A 22,827-nucleotide genomic window follows, 5' to 3' on the forward strand; every position below is an offset into this window, starting at 1 on the left:
TCAACCGTTAGCGGTCAAAGGTTTAGGATCGATCATGTGGTGATCCGCGCGTTGGACCGTGACGGGCTGGCGGCCAAGGTCGTCGCCCTGTCCGGGCGGCCGCTGCTGGCGGGCTACCGCGCGGGGGACCCGCAGGGCTCGGTGGGGGTGCGGTTCGCCAACGGACCCTTCCTGGACATCTTCGGAGAGAGCGCCACCCCGGCCGCCCTGATCCTGCAAGGACCGCTCGCCGACCTGGAGTCCCTGGCCGCGGCCAAGGGCTGGGCCTTCCGCAGTCACCGGCGCGAGCCGATCACCGACCCGGCCCAGGACCAGCCCTGGTCGATGCTGATGTTCCGCCGGGGCCAAGGCCTGCTGACCCAGATCTCGGCCATCGAATATGCCGACGACCCAGCCCCCTGGCGGCTGCCGGACTTCTCCGGCCCCCTCTATCCACCCGACAGCCCGCCGGACGCAGGCACGCGGCTGCGCAGGGTCTGGGTGGGGGCGCAGGATCTGCCGGCGGCGGCGGGGAACCTGGCGGCCCTGGGGTTCGTGGCCGCCGGACCCGTCCATTCGGAATTCCCGCCGCACGACGGGACCCTCTATCGCGGCCCGCGGGCCGACCTGGTGCTGTTTTCCGGTCCCGACGGGGTGGCGCGCCTGGACATCGACGGGCGCGAACTGCAGCGGATCGCCCTGACCGCCGATCTCGCCCTGGTGGCCGGCGAAAACTAGGGTCTGCGGCGGGGTAGGAGCTCCGGGCGGTACTCGAAGTGCATGGTGTCGAAATGCCGCCATCGGCCGCCCCAGATGAAGCCGTGGCGCTCGAAGACGGCGACGATCTGCGGCGGGATGCGATTGGCCCAGACCGCGTCCTCGCCGCCCTTCCACAGCCAATAGTCGGCCCAGGCCGTGGAGATGTCGATGGCCGCGCCGTAGGCGTGCATGCTGCGCCGGGCGGTCCCGGCGACGACGCGGCAGTTGTAGGCGCCGGCGGTGGGGACCAGGTACCGGGTCATCTCCGGCGGCAGCTTCTCCAGATCGGCCACCACGGCCTCCAGGGCGCGGTCGACGCCGTTGACGGTGGTGACGTTGACCGAGCCGCCCTGGGCCGACATCGGCATCCAGGGGACCCGGCGCATATGGGCCTGGAATGTCCGCTGGCGCAGTCCCCGTACATCTTCAGGAACAGAGGCTCGTAGCGCGCCCGGCCCGGATCACCCCTCGGCGGCTTTCGCTGAGGCCCGCGCCGGTAGGGCTCCGCGAACATGTCGGCGATGTCGGCCCGGTCGAGGGCCTGTTCGGTGGTTTTGACCGATCCGCCCCCGGAGATCGGGAAGCGCGTCCCGTCGGCCATGATGAGCTGGCCGTCCCGCACGCCCCAGACCTGGTCGGGATAGGCGCGGGCCAGGGACCGTGGGCCCGGCGAGGGGGCCAGGCGCAAGGTCGCGCAGCCGCCGAGCAGCGCCATCAGCGCCAGGAGCGCGCCCCAGCGGATGCTCACGCCAGCGTCAGGATCACCGGCCCCCGCGAGGTGGCCACCAGGGTGTGTTCGTACTGCACGGTGGGCTGGCCGCCGGCGGGGCGCAGGGTCCAGCCGTCCGCCAGCTCCTCGACCCAGTCCGCGCCGAGGGAGAGGAAGGGCTCGATGGTGAAGACCAGGCCCTCGGAGATGCGGCGCTCATCGCGGGGCTCGTACCAGGTGGGGATGTCGCCCGGCTCATCGTGCAGGGAGCGGCCGACCCCGTGCGAGGCCAGGTTGCGCACCAGGCTGTAGCCGTTCTTGCGGGCGAAGCCCTCGATGGACCGGCCGATCTCGTTGAGCTTGGCGCCGGGCTTCACCGAGCGGATGCCAGTCCACATGGCGCGGCGGCCGTCGCGGCACAGGCGCTCGATCCTGGGGGCGATGGGAGGCACGGCGAAGCTGGCGCCGGTGTCGCCGAAGAAGCCGTCGATCTCGGCCGAGACGTCGATGTTCACCAGGTCGCCGGCCTTGATGACCGTGTCGTCGGGGATGCCGTGGGCGCAGGCCGGGCCCACCGAGATGCAGGTGGCGCCGGGGAAGTCGTAGGTGACCTCCGGGGCCGATCGCGCGCCCTCGCGCTCCAGCATGGCCCGGCCGAGCTGGTCCAGCTCGCGGGTGGTGACGCCGGGCTCCAGGGCCGCGCCCATGGCCGCCAGCGTGCGGGCCACGAGGTTTCCGGCCGCCCGCAGTTTGTCGAGTTCGTCTTCGCTACCGATGGTCATGGGCGGAAGATGGCGCCGAATGGGCCCGGGCCCAAGGGGCCGCGACATTGCCGCGTTGTAAGTTGTGAGGCGCGTGTCGCCCGGCATAGTTCGCCCGTCCTGAGGGGGAACATCCGATGCGCATCCTGTTGTCGATCCTAGCGGCCCTGGGCCTGGCGAGCGCCGCGGCCGCCCAGATACCGGCGCCGGTGGACACCCGCGCCCTGCTGGCGGCCAACACCCGGCCCTTCACCTATGCGGGCGGCAGGCTGGCCGGACCGGGCGCCGACTTCCTGATGCGCCAGATGGCCAGGGCGCAGTTCGTGCTGCTGGGGGAGAGCCACCACGACCACGAGGTCCCGATCTTCGCCGGCGCCCTCTATGGCCGGCTGCGGCAGGATCTGGGCTTCCGCTACCTGGCGGTGGAGCAGGACCCGCTGGCGATCGCCGACCTCAACAGCCCCGCCTATCGGGGCGACGTGAAGAAGATCGCCGCCTTCTCCCGCAGCCATCCGACCCATCTCGGCTTCTCCTCGGACCAGGACCTGGGCTTCCTGGCCCAGGCCACCGCCTCCGCCCGCCCGGGGGACCCCTCGGTCTGGGGCCTGGAGCAGGCCCAGGGCTCGATCCGCTACCTGGAGGAGCTGGTCGCCCTGGCGCCCAACGCCGCGGTCCGGGCGACCGCCCAGGCCCTGCTGGAGGATGCGCGGACCAAGGAGAGTCGGACCAGCCCCGGCGGCTTCATCCACGACGATCCCACCACCCTGCCGCGGCTGACCGCCCTGAAGGCCGCCTTCGCCGCCAAGCCGGGCTCGCGGGCCGACGTCCTGCTGACCGGGATCGTCACCTCGGCGGAGATCTATTCCTACAATCGCCGCGCCATGGCCGGGGAGCGGGTGGGGCTCTACAACAACACCGAGCGCGAGGCCCTCTTCAAGCGCGCCTTCATGGACCACTACCGCCAGGTGGCCCGCGCCGGCGCCCCGCCCAAGGTGATGTTCAAGTTCGGAAGCTGGCACATGTATCGCGGCCGCAGCCCCGGCGGCGCCTTCACCCTCGGCAATTTCGCCCACGAGCTGGCCATCTCCAACGGCGCCGAGGCCTACGGGATCGTGGTGGTCCCCGTGGGCGGATACAATTCCGACGTCACCGAGGAGGGGGAATGGATGAAGGCCCTGTTCCCCGACGGCCCGCCCAAACAGCCGGTGGTGGTCGACCTGCGGCCCCTGCACCCCTGGTCGCGGGCCTTCGCGGGCCAGGTTCCCGTCGACCAGCAGGGGGCCCTGCGGGACTACATCTTCGCCCACGACGCCATCGTGGTGCTGCCGAACAGCTCCAAGGCCACCTGGGACCTGACCGGCTTCCCCGTCCCCTAGCCCGCGAAGGCGATATCCTTGATGAGCAGGAAGATGGGCGTGTTGGCGTCGGGGGCGCGATAGGCGCCCATGGCGCCGGTGAGGCGGACCGCGACCGCGGTCAGCTCCCAGGCCAGCTGCATGGTGTTGGCGGCCCGCGCATGCTGTTCGACAAGCTCCAGGATCCCATGCTCTTCCCCATGGCGGCGGGTGGCCAGCGCGTCCTCGCAGACCCCGTCGGGCCAATGGGGATTGGCCCAGGCCCACAGCCAGTCGTCGGCCTGGAGCGAGACACTGCCCGCGATCTGGATCGTCGCCACCACCTTGGGCCCGGTGGCGTCCGAAAAGGTGAGGGTCCCGGCCTTGAGGTCGTAGTCGTAGCGGGGCCAGTGGCTGAGTCTGAAGTCGCCATAGATGCGGGCGTTCTTCGCCTCCAGCTCCCGCCAGGCGGCCTGTCGAAAGTCGGCATAGTCCTCGGGCGCGGCCACGCGCCTAGAGGTCCGGCCGCACGATGGTCTTGCCCACCACCTTGCGGTTGGCGAGGCTTTCGAAGGCCTCGCGCCATTCCGACAAGGGATATTCGTGGTCGACGCGGGGATGGACCTTGCCCTCATTGGCCAGCGCCCAGACTGCGGCGATGTTCTCGCGGCCCTTCTCGGGGAACTGGCGGCCATATTCGCCGGCCCGCACGCCCATGACCGAGAAGCCCTTGATCAGGGCCATGTTGACCGGCAGCACCGGCAGGCGGCCGGAGGTGAAGCCGATGGAGAGGATGCGGCCGTTGAAGGCGATGCAGCGGACGCTCTCGTCGAAGACGTCGCCGCCCACGGGGTCGTAGATCACGTCGGCCCCGCGGCCGCCGGTGATCTCCTTGACCTTCTCGCGGAAGCCGCCGGTGACGTTCACCGTGGCGTCGGGGGCATATTCCTTCGCCACGATGGCCAGCTTGTCGTCGGAGGCCGAGGCGGCGATCACCTTGCAGCCGAGATGCTTGGCCAGGTCTACGGCGGCCAGGCCCACCCCGCCGGCGGCGCCGTGCACCAGCACCCACTCGCCCGGCTCCACCTGGGCGCGGCGGACGAGGGAGACATAGGCGGTCAGATAGGCGGTGGCGTAGCCGGCGGCCTGGCTGAAGGAGAGGTTGGCGGGCTTGGGCCGCAGGGCGGCGGCCGGGGTGACCGCATATTCCGAGAAGCCGCCGATGCGGGCGCCGCCGACCACGGCGTCGCCGAGCTTCCACTGGGTGACGCCCTCCCCCAGGGCCTCGACCTCGCCGGCGATCTCCATGCCGGGGATGAAGGGCAGGGCCGGCTTGTGCTGGTACTCGCCGCGGGTCTGCAGCAGGTCGGGGAAGTTGACGGCGGCCGCCTTCACCCGGATGCGCACCTCGCCCGGACCGGGGTCCGGGGTCGGGATCTCCTTGAGCACGCAGCCGCCATAGTCGGCGGCCAGGGCCTCGACCACCAGGGCGCGCATCAGTGGATCCGCCCTTCGAAGCCCTCGCGCACCAGGCCGGCGATCTCGCGGCAGGCGGTGTCGGCGCAGGGGACGGCCCCGGTGAAGGCGGTGAAGCCATGGGCCAGGCTGTCATAGCAGCGATAGACGGTGGGGACCCCGGCGTCCTTCAGCCGTTTGGCGTAGGCCTCGCCCTGGTCCACCAGGGGATCGAAGCCGGCGGTCACCACCACGGCCGGCGCCAGGCCCGAGAGGTCGGGCGCGCGCACGGGCGAGAGGCGTGGATCGGCGGGATCGGCCTCGGGGCCCATATAGTGGCCCATGAACCAGTCCATCATCGCCCGGCTGAGGGGGAAGGCCTCGGCATAGGTGGTCATGGACGCGGTCTCGCTGGCCACATCGGTGCAGGGATAGATCAGTAGCTGCAGGTCGGGCTGGGCCTCCCCGGCGCGCTTGAGCTCCTGGGCGACGATGGCGGCGAAGTTGCCCCCCATGGAGTCGCCGCCGATGGCCGCGCGGCCGGCCGGCGCCCCGAAGCGGGCGGCGTTGTCGCGGCCCCAGCGATAGGCGGCCAGCACGTCCTCCAGCCCGGCGGGGAAGCGGTGCTCCGGCGCCAGGCGATACGCCACCGACAGCACCGGGCAGCGGGCGATCCTGGCCAGGATCCCGCAGAAGGTGTCGCAGGTCTCCAGGTCGCCGATCACACCGCCGCCGAAGTGGGCGAAGACCATCAGGGGCGCGGCGGGGTCCTGGTTCTCGGGGCGGTAGGCGCGGGCGGGGATGGACTCCGCGCCGTTGGGAATGCTGACGCTCTCGGTGCGCACCCCGGGCTCGGGGGGACCGCCGAGGGCGGCCAGGCCCTGCGTGTTGGCCCGCCGGGCCTCCTCGGGGCTGAGGGTGGTCATGGATGGGGCGCGGGCGGCGCCGGCGGCCAGGAACTGCAGGCGCGGATCGAGGGTGCGCCCGCCGCGATAGACCACGCCGCCGCCCGACAGCAGGCGCAGGATGGGGGCGGGCAGGGAAAGCAGGGTGCGGACCATGAACCGCTGGGCTGAGACGCTGGCCATCCTAGACCGGAGACTTGGGCAGGCCCTTCACGCCCCCCTCGATGAGCGCGACCACGAAGTCGGCGGCGGCCTTGGTGTCGATGGGGCGGCGGGCGACCATCTTCTCGCCGACCTCGCGGGCGATGGCGATGCAGGCGGCGGCCAGATAGTCCGGGTCGGCGCCGGGGGCGCCGCCGCGGGCGATCTCGTCGACGATGGCCTGGCGCACCTCGTTGAACACCGCGGTCATTTCCGGGGTCTCGCCGTGCACGTGGGGAATGGGCTCGTCCACCGGGCGCCGCGCCAGCCAGCTTTTGTGCTCGTCGGCCAGGAAACCGAAATAGGCCTCGATGGCGGCGCGGACGAAGCTCGACCAGTCGGCCGACTGGGCCCGCTGGGCCTTCAGCAGCGGGGTGAAGCGCCGGGCCCCCTCGTCGGAGAGGGCGACATAGACCTCATCCTTGGAGCGGTAATAGTTGTAGAAGGTGCCGGCCGCGAGGCCGGTGCGCCGGATGATGTCGCGCACCGTGCAGGCCTCGTAACCCAACTCCCCGAACACCTCGCGCGCGGCGTCGAGAATGGCCTGGCGATTCTGGACCTTGGTCTGTTCGCGTTTGCCGACCGGTAGATAAGCGACCTGGGACATCTATTCCTGAAATCAAATCGTGACGGGTGTCATACTAGACACTCGAAGCCCGCCTCGCCAACCGCCACGCGTTGCGGGCGGTCAGCCGGGCTTGGCCGCGCCCCAGGTGAGGATGGCGGTGGAGCCGCCGCCCGCCTCCGGCAGGGCCTGGATGCGCACCGTGCGGTCCCCGTCCTGGGCCGAGAACACCTTCGATCCGCCCTGGTCCAGGTCCAGGCCCGGGCGCAGGCCGGCGGCCGCCGCGCCGTCCTTGTAGAGGGCGACGATGGTGTCGGGAGCGTCGGGGCTGGTGAAGCCCACCGCCCCGCCGATCTTGCCGGGAGTCGAATCGCCCTGGGTGCAGAGGGTGACCTTGGCGCCCGGATAGACCGGGGCGTAGGCGGGCAGGCCGGCGCAGGCGATGGGGGCGGCCGCCGGCTTGGCCTGCTGGGCCGCCTTGGGGCCGCAGGCGGCGAGGGCCATGAGGGCGGCGGCGGCGAACAGGGGCTTCATGGCGTGGGCTCCGAGGGGGTCGGCGGCCACGATGTCAGCCGGGAACGGCGCTCGCAACCGGGCTGGGGGCGTCGCACTTGGCGCGGCACTGTCCCCAGGTGGGGGCGCAGTCTTCGGCCCCGTCGCTGGCCAGGCAGAAATAATAGGACTGGGCGCAGGTCAGGCGGCACTGGCCGGCCTCGCCGGCCACGGGCGTCTCGGCCAGGGTGCGCAGGGGAATGGGGAGCTGGGGGGCGAGGTCGACGGCGGGGGTCTGCGGCGCGCTCGCGCCGACGGGCGCCGGCGGGTCGGCCGACTGCGACCCGCGCAGGGCGGGCGCGGCCAGGGCGGGCGCGGCCAGGACGAGGATCAGCGCCACGAGGGGGAGGGCTTTGCGCATGCCCCACCCTCGCAGCGCGATCTTAAGACCGCGTTAACCATGATCAGACCGTTCGGGCGGCCCGGTCCTTGGCGTTCGTGGCCTGGATGGACTCCTTGGCGGCGGCCCACTGATCGTCGGTCCAGGCCCGCAGGCCCGAGAAGTTGCCCCCCGAGGCCTGCCAGGCGGCGCCGTCGATGGCGATGGTCTGGCCGTTCACATAGGCCGACAGGGGATGCAGCAGATAGACCGCCAGATTGGCCAGCTCCCGCATCTCGCCGACCCGGCCCATGGGGTTGCCGGTGCGGCTGGCCTGGCCGTCGTCGCGCGCCTCGCCCGGATTGAGGCGGGCGCTCATGCCTTCGGTGGGGAAGGGGCCCGGGGCGATATTGTTGAAGCGGATGCCGTAGGGTCCCCACTCCACCGCCAGGGACTGGCTCATGGTGGCCAGGCCGGCCTTGGACATGGCCGAGGGCACGGTGAAGGGGCCGCCGTTCCAGATCCAGGTGGTGAGGATGGAGACCACCGAGGCCTTCTTTCCCTCGGCGATCCAGCGCTTGCCGGCGTCCAGGGTGACGAAGAAGGAGCCGCGGAAGACGATGTTGGCGATGGCGTCGAAGCCGCGCGGCGACAGGTCCTGGGTGCGGCTGATGAAGTTGCCCGCGGCGTTGTTGACCAGGCCGGTGAGCGCCCCGCCGTCGGCCCAGATCTGGTCCATCATGTCGGTGATCGCCTCGGGCACGCGGATGTCGCAGGCGATGCCCACGACCTTGCCGCCGTGGGCGGCCATCAGGTCCTTGGCCGCGGCCTCCACCACCCCGCCGCGGCGGCCGCAGATATAGACCTCGGCCCCCAGGATCAGGCAGGCCTCGGCCATCACCTTGCCCAGGCCGGTGCCGCCGCCGGTGATCAGGATCCGCTCGCCTTTCATCAGGCCCGGCCGGAACATCAGGTCGTCTTGGGTCAGTTCGGCCATGGCGGCGCTCCTCCTTATGATTGGAGGAAGTGCGCGCCGCTGACGCCGGGTCGGTCAAATGAAAAGGGGGACCGCCCTAAAGCGGTCCCCCTTCAGACGCCCCTTTGGAAGTCGGAAGCTTCTAGAACTCTTCCCAGCTGTCGTCCTCGGCCTGGGGCTGTTGGGCGAGGGCGGTGTTCCCGCGGGTGGCCGGGGCGTACTGGGCCTGGGACCGCGGGGCCGGGGCGTGACGCGCCGGGGCGGCTTGGTGACGTTCGGGCGCGCGGCTGGCGACCGCAGCCCCGCCGGAGACCCGGAAGCGGCCCACCAGGCGGGCCAGCTCCTCGGCCTCGTCGGCCAGGACGCGGCTGGCGGCGGTGGATTCCTCCACCATGGCCGCGTTCTGCTGGGTGACCTGGTCCATCTGGTTGACGGCGGTGTTCACCTGGCCGAGGCCGAGCGCCTCTTCCTTGGCCGAAGCGGCGATCTCGCCGACCACGGTGGAGATCTCGCCGACCTGACGCACGATGCGCTCCAGGGCCTTGCCGGTCTCGTCCACCAGGCCCACGCCCTCGGCGACCTGCTGGGTCGAGGCCGAGATGAGCGCCTTGATCTCCTTGGCCGCTTCGGCCGAGCGCTGGGCCAGGGCCCGGACTTCGGAGGCGACGACGGCGAAGCCCTTGCCGGACTCCCCGGCGCGGGCGGCTTCCACCCCGGCGTTCAGGGCCAGAAGGTTGGTCTGGAAGGCGATCTCGTCGACCACGCCGATGATCTGGCTGATCTTGTTGGAGCCTTCCTGGATCGAGTTCATCGCCACGACCGCCTTGCGGACGATCTCGCCGGACTGTTCGGCGTCGGTCTTGGCCGAGGCGGTGGCCTCGCGGCCGTGGGTGGCGCCCTCGGAGGTCTTGTTGACGGTGGCGGTGATCTGGTCGAGGGCCGCGGCGGTCTCTTCCAGGGTCGCGGCCTGGTGCTCGGTGCGGCGCGACAGGTCGTCGGCCGAGTGGCTGATCTCGCCGGCCCCGGACTGGATGGAGGCGGTGGCGCCGGCGATGGCCGTCATGGCCTCTTCCAGCTTGGCCACGGCGGCGTTGAAGTCGTCGCGGAGCTTGCGGTAGTCGCCGGGGAACTCGGTCTCGACGCGGTAGGTCAGGTCGCCCGAGGCCAGGGCGTCCAGGGCGCGGGCCAGGTTGGTGACCACATTGGCCTGTTCCTCGGCGATGGCCGCGGCGGCTTCGGCGTTCTGGCGGCGGGCGGCCTCGGCGGAGGCCTCCGCGGTCTCGCTCTCCTGGCGCAGCTTCTCCAGGTGGAGTTGGTTGTCGCGGAAGACCGTCAGGGAGGAGACGATGGCGCCGAGCTCGTCCTTGCGGGCCAGGGCGTCGAGATTGATGCTGTTGTCGCCGCGCGACAGGGCCTCGGTGGCGGTGGCGATCTTCTTGACGTCGCGGCGCAGGGTCAGGGTCAGGCTGACGGCCAGGGCGCCGGCGATCAGCAGGGTGGCCAGGGCGCCGACCATGGTCATGGTCTGGGCGGCCTTGGCGCGCTCACCGCTCTCGGCGGCGCTCTTGTCGGTGACCGCCTGGCCGGCGTCCACGATCTTGTGGAGCGTGGCGCTCATCTTGCCGTATTCTTCTTCGAACGGGGCGGCGAAGCCGGCGGCCGTGCCGAAGTCGGCGGTGATCATGGCGCAGATGACGTCGAGGGCGTCGCGAGTGTTGCCGAGCGCCTTGATCAGTTCGTCATAGGATTTCTTCTGATCGGCCGGGGCGGTCTTGCGGGCGGTCTCGACCTCCTTCTTGATGGAGTCGATCTCGGCGAGCATGGCCTTGGAGTCGGCGTCGATCTTCTCGACCTCGATGGAGGCGGCCTGGTGGGTCAGCAGGAAGTAGAGCTGGCCGTGAACGGCGGTGATCCGTTCGGAGACCTTCTGCATGCGCAGACTGTTGGGCATGTCCACCTGGACGACCTGCCGCAGTTCAGCCGCCTGGCCGCGCTGCAGGATGATGGCTCCGGTGGCCAGGCAGGCCAGCATGACGAGTGCGAATGCGGGCGCGAAGCCGATCTTGATGATCAGCGGCGTATCCACGAGCCTGAAGCGCTTCACTCTGAAATCCCCCGTAAACACGGTTAGCGACGCGGTCACCATGCCGCGAGGTTGCTAACCAAACGTCACCGAAATGAGTTGGGGGCGATTTGAGGGTCGGGCGTCTCACTATAGAGACTCGAAAATGTGATCTCGGTCTTTACTGCTGATTAACCACAAATCGGGTGGCCCGGATCAGACTCTCTTAACCTGAATGCTTCAACCTCCACTTGTCCAAATCTAGAAAGGAGTGGGGCATGAAAAATATCATCAAGATCTTGGGCGGTTGCGCCCTGGCTCTGGCCGTCGCCGGTTCGGCGTCTGCCGGGAGCTTCGAGGACAGCATGGGCCGTTGCCTGACGAAGAACGCTAATACGCGGGACGCGGCCATGGTCATGCTGGAATGCACCGCTGACGCCGGCAAGCTTTCGGGCTGCAAGGTGCTGGATAACACCCAACCCAACAAGGGGTTCGACAAGGCTGCGCTCTGCGTCGCCGAAGCGCTGCCCATGGGTTCGAAGACCGGGGTCGTTAAGGTCCCGATGCGCTTCCCGGGCGGCGGCTAGACCGCAGCTTCAAGAATTATCATTTCTGCAAATCACACCTCCGGCCCCGTGGGCCGGAGGTGTTTTGTTATGGGCGACACCCCGGCCGCGGGGCCTGAGATAACGTCGTGCGACGGATTGTCGCAACCTGGGCGGGTCGCCGCGGTCTAGCGGTTCACACGGCTGATGAGCGCCATGGCCGCCGCCGGCGCCCGGACCTTCCCCTCGTGGATGAAGTAGCTGAACACGTCTGCCGGCTGCTCGGCGGGGGCGGTGCGGTCCACCGGCGTCAAATCGTCGGGGCAGCGGCCCTGGGCGTACTGGCCAAACCGGCGGGCCCAGAGGTCAAGGCCCTCCGGCGGATAGCCGGTCTCGATGTCGTCGGAGCCGTCAATCAGGCGAGCGTAGACGAAGTCGGCGGTGACGTCGGGGATCATCGGATAGCGGTCGTTCTCCGACACGCAGATGGCGACGTTGCGATGGCGGCACATGGCGATGAAGGCCACGTCGAGGAAGCTGGCGTTGCGAACCTCCACCACGTGCCGCAGCTTCAGGCCGTCCTGAGTCCTGGGCAGCAGGTCGAGGAAGGCCTCGAAGTCGGCGGGGTCGAACGCCTTGTTGGGCATGAACTGCCACAGGATCGGCCCCAGCCGGTCCCCCAGCTCGACGATCCCCTGGTTCAGGAACTTGCCGATCGACTCCCCCGACTGGGCCAGGATCTTGCGGTTGGTGCAGAACCGCGAGGCCTTGACGGAGAAGACGAAGCCCTCGGGGGTGGCCGCCTTCCACTTGGCGAAGGTCTCGGGCTTCTGGGAGGAATAGTAGGTGGAGTTGATCTCGATGGTGGTGAGGTGGCGGCTGGCGTAGGCGAGCTCGTCGGCCTGCTTGAGGCCGTCGGGATAGAAGACCCCGCGCCACGGCTCGAAGGTCCAGCCCCCGATGCCGGCGCGGATGACGCCTGCCTTCGCCATGCCGCCCGCTCTCCTACTTGCGCGCCGAGGCGGTCTTGTCCCGCTCGGCCTTGAACTCCGACCCGGCCTTCCATTCCGGCCACTCGCGGGAATTGGCGAGCCTGGTCCCCAGGTCCAGCAGCATCTCGGCGTTCTGGGCCGCGCCGGTCAGGTCCCAGTCGGGGGAATACTCGTCGGCCGGCTGGTGGTACTTGTCGGTGGTGTAGGCCTTCTGCAGGGCCTCGCCGCGGGCCTTGCCGCCGTTCACCAGGTCCTGGCCGCCCCCGAAGGAGATGGCCGGCACACCGCGCTTGGCGAAGGAGAAGTGGTCGGAGCGGAAGAAGCTGCCGGCGCCCGGACGCGGGTCGGGGCTGTAGGTCATGTGGTAGCCCTTGGCGACCTCGATCAGGTCGTCCTGCAGGGTGAGCGGCGCGTCGCCCGAGGTGCCGAAGTCCCGCGACGGGCCGTTGACCGACGCGCCGTCCATGTTGATGTCGGCCACGGTGGTGGCGAGCGGATAGAGCGGGTTGGCGGCGTAGTATTCCGACCCCAGCAGGCCCTTCTCCTCGGCGGTGACCGCCAGGAACAGCATCGAGCGCTCGGTGCGCGGCTGGGCCGCGGCCGCCCGGGCCATCTCGATCAGGACCGAGGTCCCCGAGGCGTTGTCCAGGGCGCCGTTATAGATTCGGTCGCCCTTGGCGTCGGGCAGGCCGACCCCCAGGTGGTCCCAGTGGGCGGTGTAGATCACCTTGTCCTCGGGGTGCTTGGTCCCTGGCAGGACGCCCGCCACGTTCTTCGACACGATCTTCTTGGCGTCCACGGCGATGTCGGTGGAGAAGGTCACGCCCTTCAGGGTCACCGGCTTGAAGTCGCGGGTCTGGGCCTGCTTCTTCAGAGCCTCGAAATCCAGGCCCGAGGCCTTGAAGAGCTCCACGGCCGGATCGCGCTGGATCCAGGCCTCGATGGGGGCGTGGGCCTTGGTGGGGTCGGCGCGGATGATGTCGAAGACGGTGTTGGTGTTGGAGTTCTTCACCGTGTTCCAGCCGTAGGAGGCCGGGGCGGTCTCGTGGATGACGATGAAGCCGATGGCGCCCTGGCGGGCGGCCTCCTCGTACTTGTAGGTCCAGCGGCCGTAATAGGTCATGGCCTTGCCGCCGAAGTCGCCCTGGCCGGTCTCGAAGTCGGGGTCGTTGACCAGGACGAGCGCGATCTTACCCTTCAGGTCCACGCCCTTGAAGTCGTCCCAGTTGCGCTCGGGCGCCTTGACGCCATAGCCGACGAAGACCACCGGAGCGTCTTTCACGCTCACGTGGTCGACCCCGGTCTGGGGCGCGCGGATGGCGATCTGCTCGCCCTGGGCCCAGGTCTGGACCTGGCCGTTGACGGTGACGCTGACCTTGATCGGGTCCTTGTTGTCGAACTGGGCCAGCGGCACGTCCTGGGTCCAGGCTCGAGCGCCGTCCTTCTGCAGGTCGCCGCCGGGCTGCAGGCCCGCAGCCTTGAACTGGTCGGTGAGGTACTGGACCGTCTTCACCTCGCCGGCGGTGGCGGGGCCGCGGCCCTCGAAGGCGTCGGAGGCCAGGACCTTGACGTGGTCGGCGATCTTGGCCGGGTCGATGTCGGCGGCGCCGGCGGGCGCGCCCAGGGCCAGAACCGCCCACGCGCATGCGCCGGCCAGGAGGAATTGTTTCATGAATACACTCAAGCAAGGACCAGATTTGCCCCGACCCTAACGAGCCCCAGGCCCGGGCGCTAGAGCGTGTTGGGCCAGGGGGCGGGCCGAATGTCGTCCGGCGCGGGATGGTTCAATCTTGAACGATCCAACCCGGAATGAGTGTGACCCGCGCGCCGCACCGCCGCGCGCGCAGGCGGTTTGTAACGCCGCTGCAATCCGCCGGTCGGCTTGCTATGATCAAGGGAGCTTCAGCTAACCGCGTCGCGCCTCCCCAAAGCCGATACACTCGGCGGCGATTCGCGGTCTGACAACGACAGAGATCATGCGCCCCGCCACATTCGTAGCCGGACTGGCCTGTCTGACGCTTGCCGCATGCGCCTCGGCGCGCAAGCCCGACATCGCCCTGCCCGCCGCCTTCGAGGCGCCCCAGCCCGCCCAGGCGTCGATCGACGCCGCGGCCCTCGACCGCTGGTGGACCCAGTTCAACGACCCGGTGCTGACCAACCTGATCGAGCAGGCCCTGGTGGCCGCGCCGGATTCCCGCTCGGCCGCCGCCCGGCTGACCGAGGCCCGCGCCACCTCCTCCAACGCGCTGATCGCCTTCCTGCCCCAGGGCAACGCCGCGGGCTCCACCAAGGAGACCCACACCACCCAGACCTCCGGGACGGTGGTCAATATTCCGGGGTTCTCCACCAACGGGGAGAGCACCACCTCCAGCGCCAGCCTGAACGTCAGCTGGGAGGTCGACCTGTTCGGACGGATCTTCGCGGTGGCCAAGGCCGCCCGCGGGGACACCAACGCCGCCGAGGCCAGCTACGAAGGCGCCCGCGCCAGCCTGGCGGCCAATATCGCCGACACCTATTTCCAGGCCCGCGGCCAGGCCATCCAGCTCGAGGACGCCCGCGAGACCGCCCGCATCCAGCAAGCGCTGCAGCGCGTGGCCAACACCAAGGCCGAGCGCGGCCTGGGCTCCTCCTCCGACGCCGACCGGGTGGCCGGGGACCTGGCCCAGGCCGAGGGCCAGGCCGCCAGCCTGGAGGCCGAGCTGAAGGCCACCCGCCGCACCCTGCTGGTGCTGGTGGGCCGCGGGATCGATCCCCTGGCCAGCGTTCCCACCCCCGCCAGCGTCGGCGAGATTCCGCCGGTCCCGGCCACGGTGCCCGGTCAGCTGCTGGCTCGGCGCCCCGACGTGCGCCAAGCCGAGGCCGGGGTCCGCTCGGCCGCCGGCCGCCTGACCTACGCCAAGCTCGCCTTCTTCCCGACCTTCACCCTGACCCCGGGCATCGGCCTCTCCAAGACCGAACAGCCGGGCTACGAGTCCTCGACCCGCAACTGGTCGATCGGGGCCGGCCTGACCCAGCCGATCCTGTCGATCCCCAAGCTGCTGCAGGACCTCAAGGCCCAGGACGCCCGCACCGAGCAGGCGGTCATCGCCTATGAGAAGGCGGTGCAGACCGCCTATGGCGAGGCCGACAGCGCCCTGACGCGGCTGGAGTCCGATCGCCGCCGGGTCGACCTGCTCACCGACGGGGAGCGGCGCGCCGAGCGGGCCTACGAGGCCAGCCGCGTGCGCTACGCCGCCGGCATCGACGACCTTCAGACGGCGCTCGGCGCCGAGCAGTCCTGGCGCGCGACGCGGTCGGCCCTGACCAGCGCCCAGGTCCAGGCCCTGCGCCGCGCCGTCCAGACCTACAAGGCCCTGGGAGGCGGCTGGCCCGCCACCCCGGCGCTCGCAAAGCAAGAGGCACGCTAGACGTGACGAGAACGCCCCAAATCCTCACGCTCGCCCTGATGGCGGCGCTGTCCCTGTCGGCCTGCGGCAAGAAGCCCGCGGTCAAGGAGACCGACGCCCAGCGCGCCCGCGCCGTGCGGGTGGTCAAGGTCGAGCCCAGGGCCATCATCGGCTCCCTCACCGCCTCCGGCGTGCTCACGCCCCGCGAGGAGGCCGCCGTCCTGCCCGAGGTCACCGGTTACCGGGTCGCCCGGGTGCTGGCCGACGCCGGCCAGTACGTCCGCGCCGGACAGACCCTGGTCCAGCTGGACGGCGCCCTGATCGCCGCCCAGGTGGAGCAGCAGGGGGCGCTGGCCGCCCAGAGCGCCATCCAGGCCGAGCAGGCCGAGGCCCAGGCCGCCCGGGTGAAGGGCCTCGACGGACAGGGCGTGCTCTCCCAGGAGCAGCTCGATCAGCGCCGCTTCCAGGCCCGCGCCGCGCGGGCCACCGCCAACGCCCAGGCCGCGGCCTACAAGGACGCCCGCACCCGGGCCGGCAAGCTCGCCGTCACCGCGCCGGTCTCCGGCCTGGTGCTGGAGCGCAACGTGCGCCCCGGCGACCTGTCGGCCGGGGGCTCGACCCCCTGGTTCCGCATCGCCCAGGGCGGCGAGGTGGAGCTGTTGGCCGAGCTTTCCGAAGAGGACCTGGCCCGGGTCCGCCCCGGCCAGCGCGCCAGCGTGGTGCTCGCCACCGGCTCCAGCGCCGAGGGCTATGTCCGGCTGGTCTCGCCCCAGGTGAACGCCCAGAGCAAGCTCGGGACGGTGCGCGTCCGCCTGCCGGTCCGCGCCGACATCCGCTCCGGCGGCTACGGCCGGGCCCTGTTCGCCGACGCCGTGGGCCAGAGCCTGGCCGTGCCGGAGACCGCCGTGCGCTACGACGCCGACGGCGCCAGCGTGATGGTGGTGGGCGCCGACAACCGCGTGAAGCGGGTGGCCGTGACCACCGGGCCGCGCGGCTCGGGCCTGGTGTCGCTGATCAAGGGGCCCCCGGCCGGCTCCCGCGTGGTGCTGAACGCCGCGGCCTTCCTGCTGGACGGTGACGTGGTGCGCCCGGTCGAGGGCGCGGCTCCGGTCGCCAAGCCCGCGAGCGTCAAGAAATGAGTCCCGCGCCGCACGATCACGACTCCGGAGGCCGCTTCCAGATCTCCTCCTGGGCGATCCGCAATCCGGTCCCGGTGGCGGTGTTGTTCATCGCCCTGGTCCTGGCCGGGATGATCTCCTACGGCGGGCTGCCGGTGAAGCAGTTCCCCAACGTCCAGTTCCCGATGGTCTCGATCACCGTGACCCAGTCGGGGGCCGCGCCCGGCGAAATGGAGACGCAGATCACCCGGCCGGTGGAGGACGCCATCGCCGGCATCTCCAACGTCAAGAACATCTATTCGACGGTGAGCCTCGGGGTCTCCTCCACCAATGTGGAGTTCGAGCTGGGCGAGGACCTGCAGAAGAAGACCGACGAGGTCCGCTCCCGCATGGACCAGACCCGGGCCATCCTGCCGCGCGAGATCGACGAGCCCACGGTCACCCGGGTGGAGCTCGATAGCCAGCCCATCCTGACCTATGCGGTGGCCGCGCCGGCCATGTCGGACGCCGACCTGTCTTGGTTCGTCGACGACACCATCGCCCGCGAGCTACAGACCGAGAAGGGAGTCTCCCAGATCTCCCGCGTGGGCGGGGTGAACCGCGAGATCAACGTCCTCATCGACCCCGACCGCATGGCGGCCCGGGGGCTGACCGCGCCGCAGGTGAACAACGCCCTGCGCGGCTTCGACATCGACGCCCCCGGCGGCCGGGTCTCGGTCGGCGGGCGCGAGCAGACCCTGCGCATCCTGGGGGCGGTCAACACCCTCAACGCCCTGCGCGAGCTGACCATCCCCACCGGCGGCGGGCGCTATGTGAAGCTCACCGACGTGGCCGAGGTCGGCGACGGCTCCAGCGAGGTGCGCGGCTTCGCCCGCTTCAACGGCGCGCCGGTGGTGGGCTTCCAGGTGATGAAGACCCGCGACTCCAGCGACGTCGGCGTCGACGACGCGGTGATCAAGGCGGTCGCCAAGATGGAGAAGGCCCATCCGGGGGTGAAGTTCACCCGCATCTTCTCCTCGGTGGACGAGACCCGGGCCAGCTTCCGCGCCACCCAGCACGTGCTGCTGGAGGGCATGATCCTGGCGGCCCTGGTGGTGTTCCTGTTCCTGCGCGACTGGCGCTCGACCATGATCACCGCCTTCGCCATGCCGATCTCGCTGATCCCGACCTTCTTCTTCATGAAGCTGTTCGGCTTCTCCCTGAACGTGGTGACCCTGCTGGCCCTGACCCTGGTGGTGGGGATCCTGGTGGACGACGCCATCGTCGAGATCGAGAACATCGAGAAACGGGTGGCCCAGGGCATGCGGCCCTTCCAGGCGGCCCTGCAGGGGGCCGACGCCATCGGCCTGGCGGTGGTGGCCACCACCATGGCCATCGTGGTGGTGTTCACCCCGGTGAGCTTCATGAAGGGCATGGCCGGCCAGTTCTTCCGGGAGTTCGGCCTCACCGTCTCGGTGGCGGTGCTGTTCTCCCTGGTGGTCGCACGATTGCTGACGCCGCTGATGGCCGCCTATCTGCTGAAGCCCACGGCCCATCCGACGGCGCGCAAGCCCTTCGAGGGCTTCTACCGCAACGCCCTAGAATGGGCGCTGGACCACCGGATCGTGGCCTGCATCCTGGGCGGAGTGATGTTCGTCGGCTCCCTGTTCCTGGTGCCCATGCTGCCCCAGGGTTTCCAGCCGGCCGGTGACCCCGACTACATCTATGTCGACCTGCAGGGCCCGCCCGGCGCGACGGTCGAGGCCATGGAGGACGTCGCCCAGCGGGTCAGCGCCATCTTCGTGGGCCGCCCCGGCGTCCGCGGCGTCTTCGCCCAGGTGGGCTCCACCGCCAGCGGCGGCGGCCCGGGCTTCGGCGGCGGCGGGGGCGGCAGCGACCTGCGCAACGGCACCGTCACCGTCCTGCTGGACGAGAAGCGCTCCATAACCGGCGATGAGCTCAAGGCCCAGACCCGCCAGGCCCTGCGCGAAGTGCCGGACGCCCGCATCACCTTCCTAGACTTCCAGGGCGGCGCCGGCCTCCAGGCCATCCTGGCCTCCAACGATCCAGCGGCGCTCACGGCCGCCTCGCTGGAGCTGGAAAAGCAGATGCGGACCATCGACATCATCGCCGATCCGCACGCCTCGGCGCCCCCGATCGGGCCCGAGCTGATCGTGCGTCCGCGCGCCGACGAGGCCGCCCGCCTCGGCGTCTCGGTGGACACCATCGCCCAGGTGGCCCGCGTCGCCACGGTCGGCGACATCGACGCCAATGTGGCCAAGCTGACCTCCGGCGAGCGGCGCATCCCGATCCGCATCCGCATGCCCGCCAACGCCCGGGGCGACCTGGAGCGGATCAAGGCCCTGCGCATCCCCACCGTCACCGGGGGGACCACCACCCTGGACGCGGTGGCCGATGTCAGCTTCCAGGCGGGCCCCGCCAAGATCGAGCGCCTGAACCGCAAGCGCCAGCTGACCATCCAGGCCGAGCTGAACGGCGCCGAGCTCGGGGACGCCTACAAGCGGGTCCGGGCCCTGCCGATCATGAAGCACCTGCCGGCCGGGGTCGCCCCCGCCGAGACCGGCCAACTGGAGGCCCAGCAGGAGCTGTTCGGCTCCTTCGGCATGGCGGTGTTCGCCGGGGTGGCCATGATCTTCGGCGTTCTGGTCCTGCTGTTCCGCAGCTTCTTCAAGCCGGTGGTGATCCTCTCGGCCCTGCCGCTGGCGGTGGGCGGGGCCTTCTTCGGCCTGCTGGTGTTCAACCTGTCGCTCTCGATCCCGTCCCTGATCGGCTTCCTGATGCTGATGGGCCTGGCGGCGAAGAACTCCATCCTGCTGGTGGAGTACGCCATCGAGCGCGAGCGCGACGGCATGCCCCAGCGCGACGCCATCCTGGAGGCCTGCCGCGAGCGGGCCCGGCCGATCGTCATGACCACCATGGCCATGGCCGCGGGCATGCTGCCCACGGCCTTCGCCCTGGAAAAGGGCGCGGAGTTCCGTCAGCCCATGGCCGTGGCGGTGATCGGAGGCCTGATCACCTCGACCCTGCTGTCCCTGGTCCTGGTGCCGGTGGTCTACGAGATGATCGACGACTTCGAGATGTGGCTGCGGCCGCGCCTGGCCAAGCTGGTGACCCCCCGCGAGGCCCCGGCGGTCGCGGCCCCCGAGGATCGGCTCTAGGCTTTTCAACTTCACCTGGGCGGGCCTAAGCTCCGCTCGGGGAAGTTGAAGGGGGCGGACGATGGTCAGGTTGTCGGGGCGCAGGGCGCTGTTTTCCGGTCTTGGCCTGATGCGGCGAGAGCCCCGGCTGCTCCTGTCCCTGGCCGCGGTCTACCTGCTGAGCGGGGTGCTGCCGCAGCTGGCGGCCTACTGGGCGGTCTGGCCTGAGCTGATCACCGCCCTGGATGCGGCGTCCAAGGCGGCCCTGACCGGGGGCAAGGCCGGCGAAGTCCCGGAAATGGCGCAGATGCAGGCCCATATGCTGCCCTACCAGCTGCTGGCCTTTCCCTTCAGCGTCGCGGGCATGCTGGTGATCTACGGCGCCATATATCGGGCGATCCTGCGGCCTCAGGACCGCGGCTTCGGCTACCTGCGCCTGGGCCGGCGGGAGGGCGCCATGTTCCTCACCTCCGTGACCGCCATCTTCCTGCTGATCGTGGCGATGATCGCCGCGGCCCTGGTCATCTTCATCCTGGTCATGGGAGTCCGCATGGCGGCGGGTCCGGACTCCGGCGCCACGGGCCTGGCCACCTTCGGCCTGATCCTGGTGGCGGCCATCCTGGGGGGCTGGTGCGTCATCCGCCTGTCCCTGGCCTATCCGATGGCCTTCGCCGACGGCCGCTTCCGGCTCCTGGAATCCTGGGCCCTGACCCGGGGCCACGGCTGGAAGATCTTCGGCGTTCAACTGGCCCTGGTGGCGATCATCATCGGCGTCGAGCTGGCGATCGCCCTGGCGGTGATCCTGATCGCCATCGCCATCGGGGTGGGCGTGTCGGGCCATGCCGACGCGATCGCCCAGGCCATGACGGCCAAGATGGCTCAGGGCGCGGAAACCTGGGCGCCTCAGTTCGCGGCGGCCTATGTCGGCGTGATGGCCGTGGCTTCGTTGATCGTCGCCGGCTTCTACATCTTCGTGACGGCGCCGTTCGCCGACATCTACCGCCAGCTCACCGTGGCGCCGGACGATCCAGTCTAGGCGACCAGCACGCCCTGGAGCGCGGTCACCAGGGCGCGGGTGTCGATGGGCTTGGGCACGCAGTCGTCCATGCCGGCCGACAGGTAGCCGCGGGTCTCGTCGGGCTGCACGCTGGCGGTGACCGCGATGATCGGGGTCTTGTCGCGGCCCAGCTCCGCTTCCCGCCGGCGGATGTTGGAGGTGGCCGCCACCCCGTCCATCTCCGGCATGTGGATGTCCATCAGGATGGCGTCCCAGGCGTTGGCCTCCCAGGCCGCCACGGCCTCCACGCCGTTGACCACGCACTCGGCGGCGAGGCCCAGCTGATCCAGCAGGGCGCAGAGCACCAGGCGGTTGGTGGCGTTGTCGTCCACCACCAGGATGCGCAGCTTGTCGTCCATCGGCTCGGCGGCCTCCGGTTCGGCCGGGGCGGCGCAGGCGGGCAGGGGAACCTGGAGGGTGAAGCGTGAGCCCACCCCCAGTTCGCTGGTGAAGCCGATGGTCCCGCCCATCAGGTCCGACAGCTCCCGGCAGATCGCCAGGCCCAGTCCGGCGCCGCCGAAGCGCCGGGTGGAGGAGCCGTCGGCCTGGACGAAGCGGTCGAACATGGCGGCCTGCTGGTGGGCCGCGACGCCAATGCCGGTGTCGGTCACCTCCAGGACGACCTGGTCGTCCCGCTGGGTGAAGGCGACATGCACCGAACCGGCCTGGGTGAACTTCAGGCCGTTGGAGATCAGGTTGCCGGCGATCTGGCGCAGGCGCGCGGCGTCCCCGAGCCGCCAGCCGCGGACCGCGGGATCGAAGGTCAGTTCGAAGGTCAGCCCCTTGTCGGCGGCCATGGCGGCGTAGATCGAGGTCAGGTCGTCGGTCAGCCGGTCCATGTCGAAGGGTTCCGACAGGATCTCCAGGCTCCCGGCCTCGATCCGGGAGATGTCCAGGACGTCGTTGACCACGCTGACCAGGGCGCGGCCCGAAGCGCCGATGGTGGCCAGGTGCGCCTGCTGCGCCGGCGTCAGCTCGGTCCTGCCCATGACGTCCACCAGGCCCAGCACGCCGTTGAGGGGCGTGCGCAGCTCGTGGGCCATGGTGGCCAGGAATTCGGACTTGGCGTGGTTGGCCGCCTGGGCCTGCAGGGCCAGGGCGTGGGCCTCTTGCCGGCGCACCTCGGCCTCGGCCTCCAGCCGCGCCTTCTCCACCGCGGCGTCGCGGAACGTGACCACCGCCCCGGCCATCCGGCCGATCTCGTCGCGGCGGGCCACCTCGGGAATCTGGATGGCGTGGTCGCCGTCGGCCAGGCGGCGCATCACCGTGGTCAGGGCCAGGATCGGACGGACCATGCTTCGCCTCAGCGCCAGGCCCATCACCGCGGCGATCAGGGCGGCGAACAGCACGCCCAGGGCCAGGGCCGTGGTCATGGCGCGCATCGCATGGTCCTTGCGCGCGCCGCTCAGCGCCAGGGCCCGCCGGCTGTCGGCCTGAATGGCGTCGAGGGCCGTCTCGGCCGGGGCGATCAGGTCGTCGGCGGGGTTGGTGGGCCCCACCATCTCCGCGGCCAGGGAGCGCGTCCGACGCGCGGCGGCCAGTTCGAGGGCCCGGGCGACCGCCCACTCGTCCCAGAGTTCATAGGCCGCCCGCGCCTGGGTCAGCTTGCCGCTGAGCGCCGGGTCGGAGCGTCCCAGGCGCTCGAGCTCGGCCATGCGCGCCAGGAAGGCCGGGCGATGGACCGTCGCGATGCGCCGCGCGTAGTAGGGGTCGCCCGAGATAATGTAGCCGCGCAGGGAGTCTTCCTGCCGCGTCAGGGCCGAGCGTGCGTCATTGGCGACGGCGAAGACCTGCTGAGCGTGGCTGTCGGCCGCCTGCGCCCGCTTGACGACATCGAGGTTGACCACCAGGGCCGCGCCCATGGCGATGATGGCGCTGAGCACCACGGCGAAGGCCAGGGTCAGTTTCCAGGTCGCCGGGAGATCGTTGAGGTGGGTGCAGAGCACCCTCCAGCCGACCCGTCTGACCGGGCGCGCATCGGCGCGCATGTGATCGACCTGGTCCAAGCAGTCCAT

The 22,827-nt window shown here is 70.4% G+C and carries 20 protein-coding genes; 7 read left to right on the plus strand and 13 right to left on the minus strand.

The window, feature by feature from the left end:
• Positions 1-39 precede the first annotated feature (39 nt).
• Entirely contained in the window at positions 40-717 is a 678-nt protein-coding gene (locus tag AC1RN5_RS18810; protein WP_493042830.1) for a hypothetical protein, read from the plus strand.
• Here the strand turns inward: AC1RN5_RS18810 and AC1RN5_RS18815 are convergent.
• Together AC1RN5_RS18815 and map are read right to left on the minus strand one after the other, a co-directional pair.
• The gene (locus AC1RN5_RS18815; protein ID WP_493042832.1) at positions 714-1,124 is read right to left on the minus strand and encodes a M15 family metallopeptidase; all 411 of its coding nucleotides are present in this window, start codon (positions 1,122-1,124) and stop codon (positions 714-716) included. The genes AC1RN5_RS18810 and AC1RN5_RS18815 overlap by 4 nt on opposite strands.
• 358 nt (positions 1,125-1,482) lie before the next feature.
• The gene (gene map / locus AC1RN5_RS18820) at positions 1,483-2,229 is read right to left on the minus strand and encodes a type I methionyl aminopeptidase (RefSeq protein ID WP_493042833.1); all 747 of its coding nucleotides are present in this window, start codon (positions 2,227-2,229) and stop codon (positions 1,483-1,485) included.
• Positions 2,230-2,345: 116 nt separating this feature from the next.
• On the opposite strand from map, the gene AC1RN5_RS18825 reads away from it, so the two are divergent.
• Positions 2,346-3,584 carry a hypothetical protein gene (locus AC1RN5_RS18825; protein WP_493042835.1) on the plus strand — a complete coding sequence of 413 codons (1,239 nt, stop codon included), beginning with the start codon at positions 2,346-2,348 and terminating at the stop codon, positions 3,582-3,584.
• On the opposite strand, the gene AC1RN5_RS18830 is transcribed toward AC1RN5_RS18825, so the two are convergent.
• The 8 genes from AC1RN5_RS18830 to AC1RN5_RS18865 form a co-directional block, all read right to left on the minus strand.
• On the minus strand, positions 3,581-4,051 hold the full coding sequence (locus tag AC1RN5_RS18830) for a DUF6882 domain-containing protein (protein ID WP_493042837.1): 471 nt from the start codon (positions 4,049-4,051) through the stop codon (positions 3,581-3,583). The two genes, AC1RN5_RS18825 and AC1RN5_RS18830, sit on opposite strands and share 4 nt — an antisense overlap.
• Positions 4,052-4,055: 4 nt before the next feature.
• Positions 4,056-5,039 (minus strand): NADPH:quinone oxidoreductase family protein, encoded by a 984-nt coding sequence (locus AC1RN5_RS18835; protein ID WP_493042839.1) that lies wholly within the window; start codon positions 5,037-5,039, stop codon positions 4,056-4,058.
• The gene (locus AC1RN5_RS18840) at positions 5,039-6,085 is read right to left on the minus strand and encodes an alpha/beta hydrolase (protein WP_493042842.1); all 1,047 of its coding nucleotides are present in this window, start codon (positions 6,083-6,085) and stop codon (positions 5,039-5,041) included. Before AC1RN5_RS18840 ends, AC1RN5_RS18835 begins: the two co-directional genes overlap by 1 nt.
• A gap of 1 nt (position 6,086) precedes the next feature.
• Complete coding sequence (locus AC1RN5_RS18845) at positions 6,087-6,710, minus strand: TetR/AcrR family transcriptional regulator (protein WP_493042844.1); 624 nt, start codon at positions 6,708-6,710, stop codon at positions 6,087-6,089.
• 81 nt (positions 6,711-6,791) lie between these two features.
• A complete protein-coding gene (locus AC1RN5_RS18850; protein WP_493042846.1) occupies positions 6,792-7,202 on the minus strand; it encodes a hypothetical protein in 411 nt (136 codons plus the stop codon).
• Positions 7,203-7,236: 34 nt separating this feature from the next.
• A complete protein-coding gene (locus AC1RN5_RS18855) occupies positions 7,237-7,581 on the minus strand; it encodes a hypothetical protein (protein WP_493042847.1) in 345 nt (114 codons plus the stop codon).
• A 43-nt stretch (positions 7,582-7,624) separates the two neighbouring features.
• Positions 7,625-8,536, minus strand: a complete 912-nt coding sequence (locus tag AC1RN5_RS18860; protein WP_493042849.1) for an SDR family oxidoreductase — start codon at positions 8,534-8,536, stop codon at positions 7,625-7,627.
• Between the two features lie 121 nt (positions 8,537-8,657).
• The gene (locus AC1RN5_RS18865) at positions 8,658-10,619 is read right to left on the minus strand and encodes a methyl-accepting chemotaxis protein (RefSeq protein WP_493042851.1); all 1,962 of its coding nucleotides are present in this window, start codon (positions 10,617-10,619) and stop codon (positions 8,658-8,660) included.
• 236 nt (positions 10,620-10,855) lie between these two features.
• Between AC1RN5_RS18865 and AC1RN5_RS18870 the strand changes: the two genes are divergently transcribed.
• Complete coding sequence (locus tag AC1RN5_RS18870) at positions 10,856-11,164, plus strand: hypothetical protein (protein ID WP_421934199.1); 309 nt, start codon at positions 10,856-10,858, stop codon at positions 11,162-11,164.
• Positions 11,165-11,310: 146 nt separating this feature from the next.
• Here the strand turns inward: AC1RN5_RS18870 and AC1RN5_RS18875 are convergent, their stop codons facing one another.
• Positions 11,311-12,114: a DUF72 domain-containing protein gene (locus tag AC1RN5_RS18875; protein ID WP_493042852.1), complete on the minus strand. Its 804-nt coding sequence runs from the start codon at positions 12,112-12,114 to the stop codon at positions 11,311-11,313.
• A 13-nt stretch (positions 12,115-12,127) separates the two neighbouring features.
• Positions 12,128-13,786 carry a M28 family metallopeptidase gene (locus AC1RN5_RS18880; RefSeq protein ID WP_493042854.1) on the minus strand — a complete coding sequence of 553 codons (1,659 nt, stop codon included), beginning with the start codon at positions 13,784-13,786 and terminating at the stop codon, positions 12,128-12,130.
• 304 nt (positions 13,787-14,090) lie between these two features.
• Here AC1RN5_RS18880 and AC1RN5_RS18885 point away from each other — a divergent pair, with 304 nt between their 5' ends.
• From AC1RN5_RS18885 to AC1RN5_RS18900, 4 genes are all read left to right on the plus strand, one after another.
• Positions 14,091-15,521, plus strand: coding sequence for an efflux transporter outer membrane subunit (locus AC1RN5_RS18885; RefSeq protein WP_493042855.1), 1,431 nt, complete (start codon positions 14,091-14,093; stop codon positions 15,519-15,521).
• Positions 15,522-15,523: 2 nt separating this feature from the next.
• On the plus strand, positions 15,524-16,639 hold the full coding sequence (locus AC1RN5_RS18890) for an efflux RND transporter periplasmic adaptor subunit (RefSeq protein WP_493042857.1): 1,116 nt from the start codon (positions 15,524-15,526) through the stop codon (positions 16,637-16,639).
• Positions 16,636-19,776, plus strand: a complete 3,141-nt coding sequence (locus AC1RN5_RS18895) for an efflux RND transporter permease subunit (protein WP_493042859.1) — start codon at positions 16,636-16,638, stop codon at positions 19,774-19,776. The genes AC1RN5_RS18890 and AC1RN5_RS18895 overlap by 4 nt, the downstream gene beginning before the upstream one ends.
• 109 nt (positions 19,777-19,885) lie before the next feature.
• Positions 19,886-20,791, plus strand: a complete 906-nt coding sequence (locus tag AC1RN5_RS18900; RefSeq protein WP_493042861.1) for a hypothetical protein — start codon at positions 19,886-19,888, stop codon at positions 20,789-20,791.
• Here the strand turns inward: AC1RN5_RS18900 and AC1RN5_RS18905 are convergent.
• Positions 20,788-22,818: an ATP-binding protein gene (locus AC1RN5_RS18905; RefSeq protein ID WP_493042863.1), complete on the minus strand. Its 2,031-nt coding sequence runs from the start codon at positions 22,816-22,818 to the stop codon at positions 20,788-20,790. The genes AC1RN5_RS18900 and AC1RN5_RS18905 overlap by 4 nt on opposite strands.
• Positions 22,819-22,827: the final 9 nt, after the last annotated feature.

This window comes from Phenylobacterium sp. GW821-FHT12F10 (genome assembly GCF_058806695.1).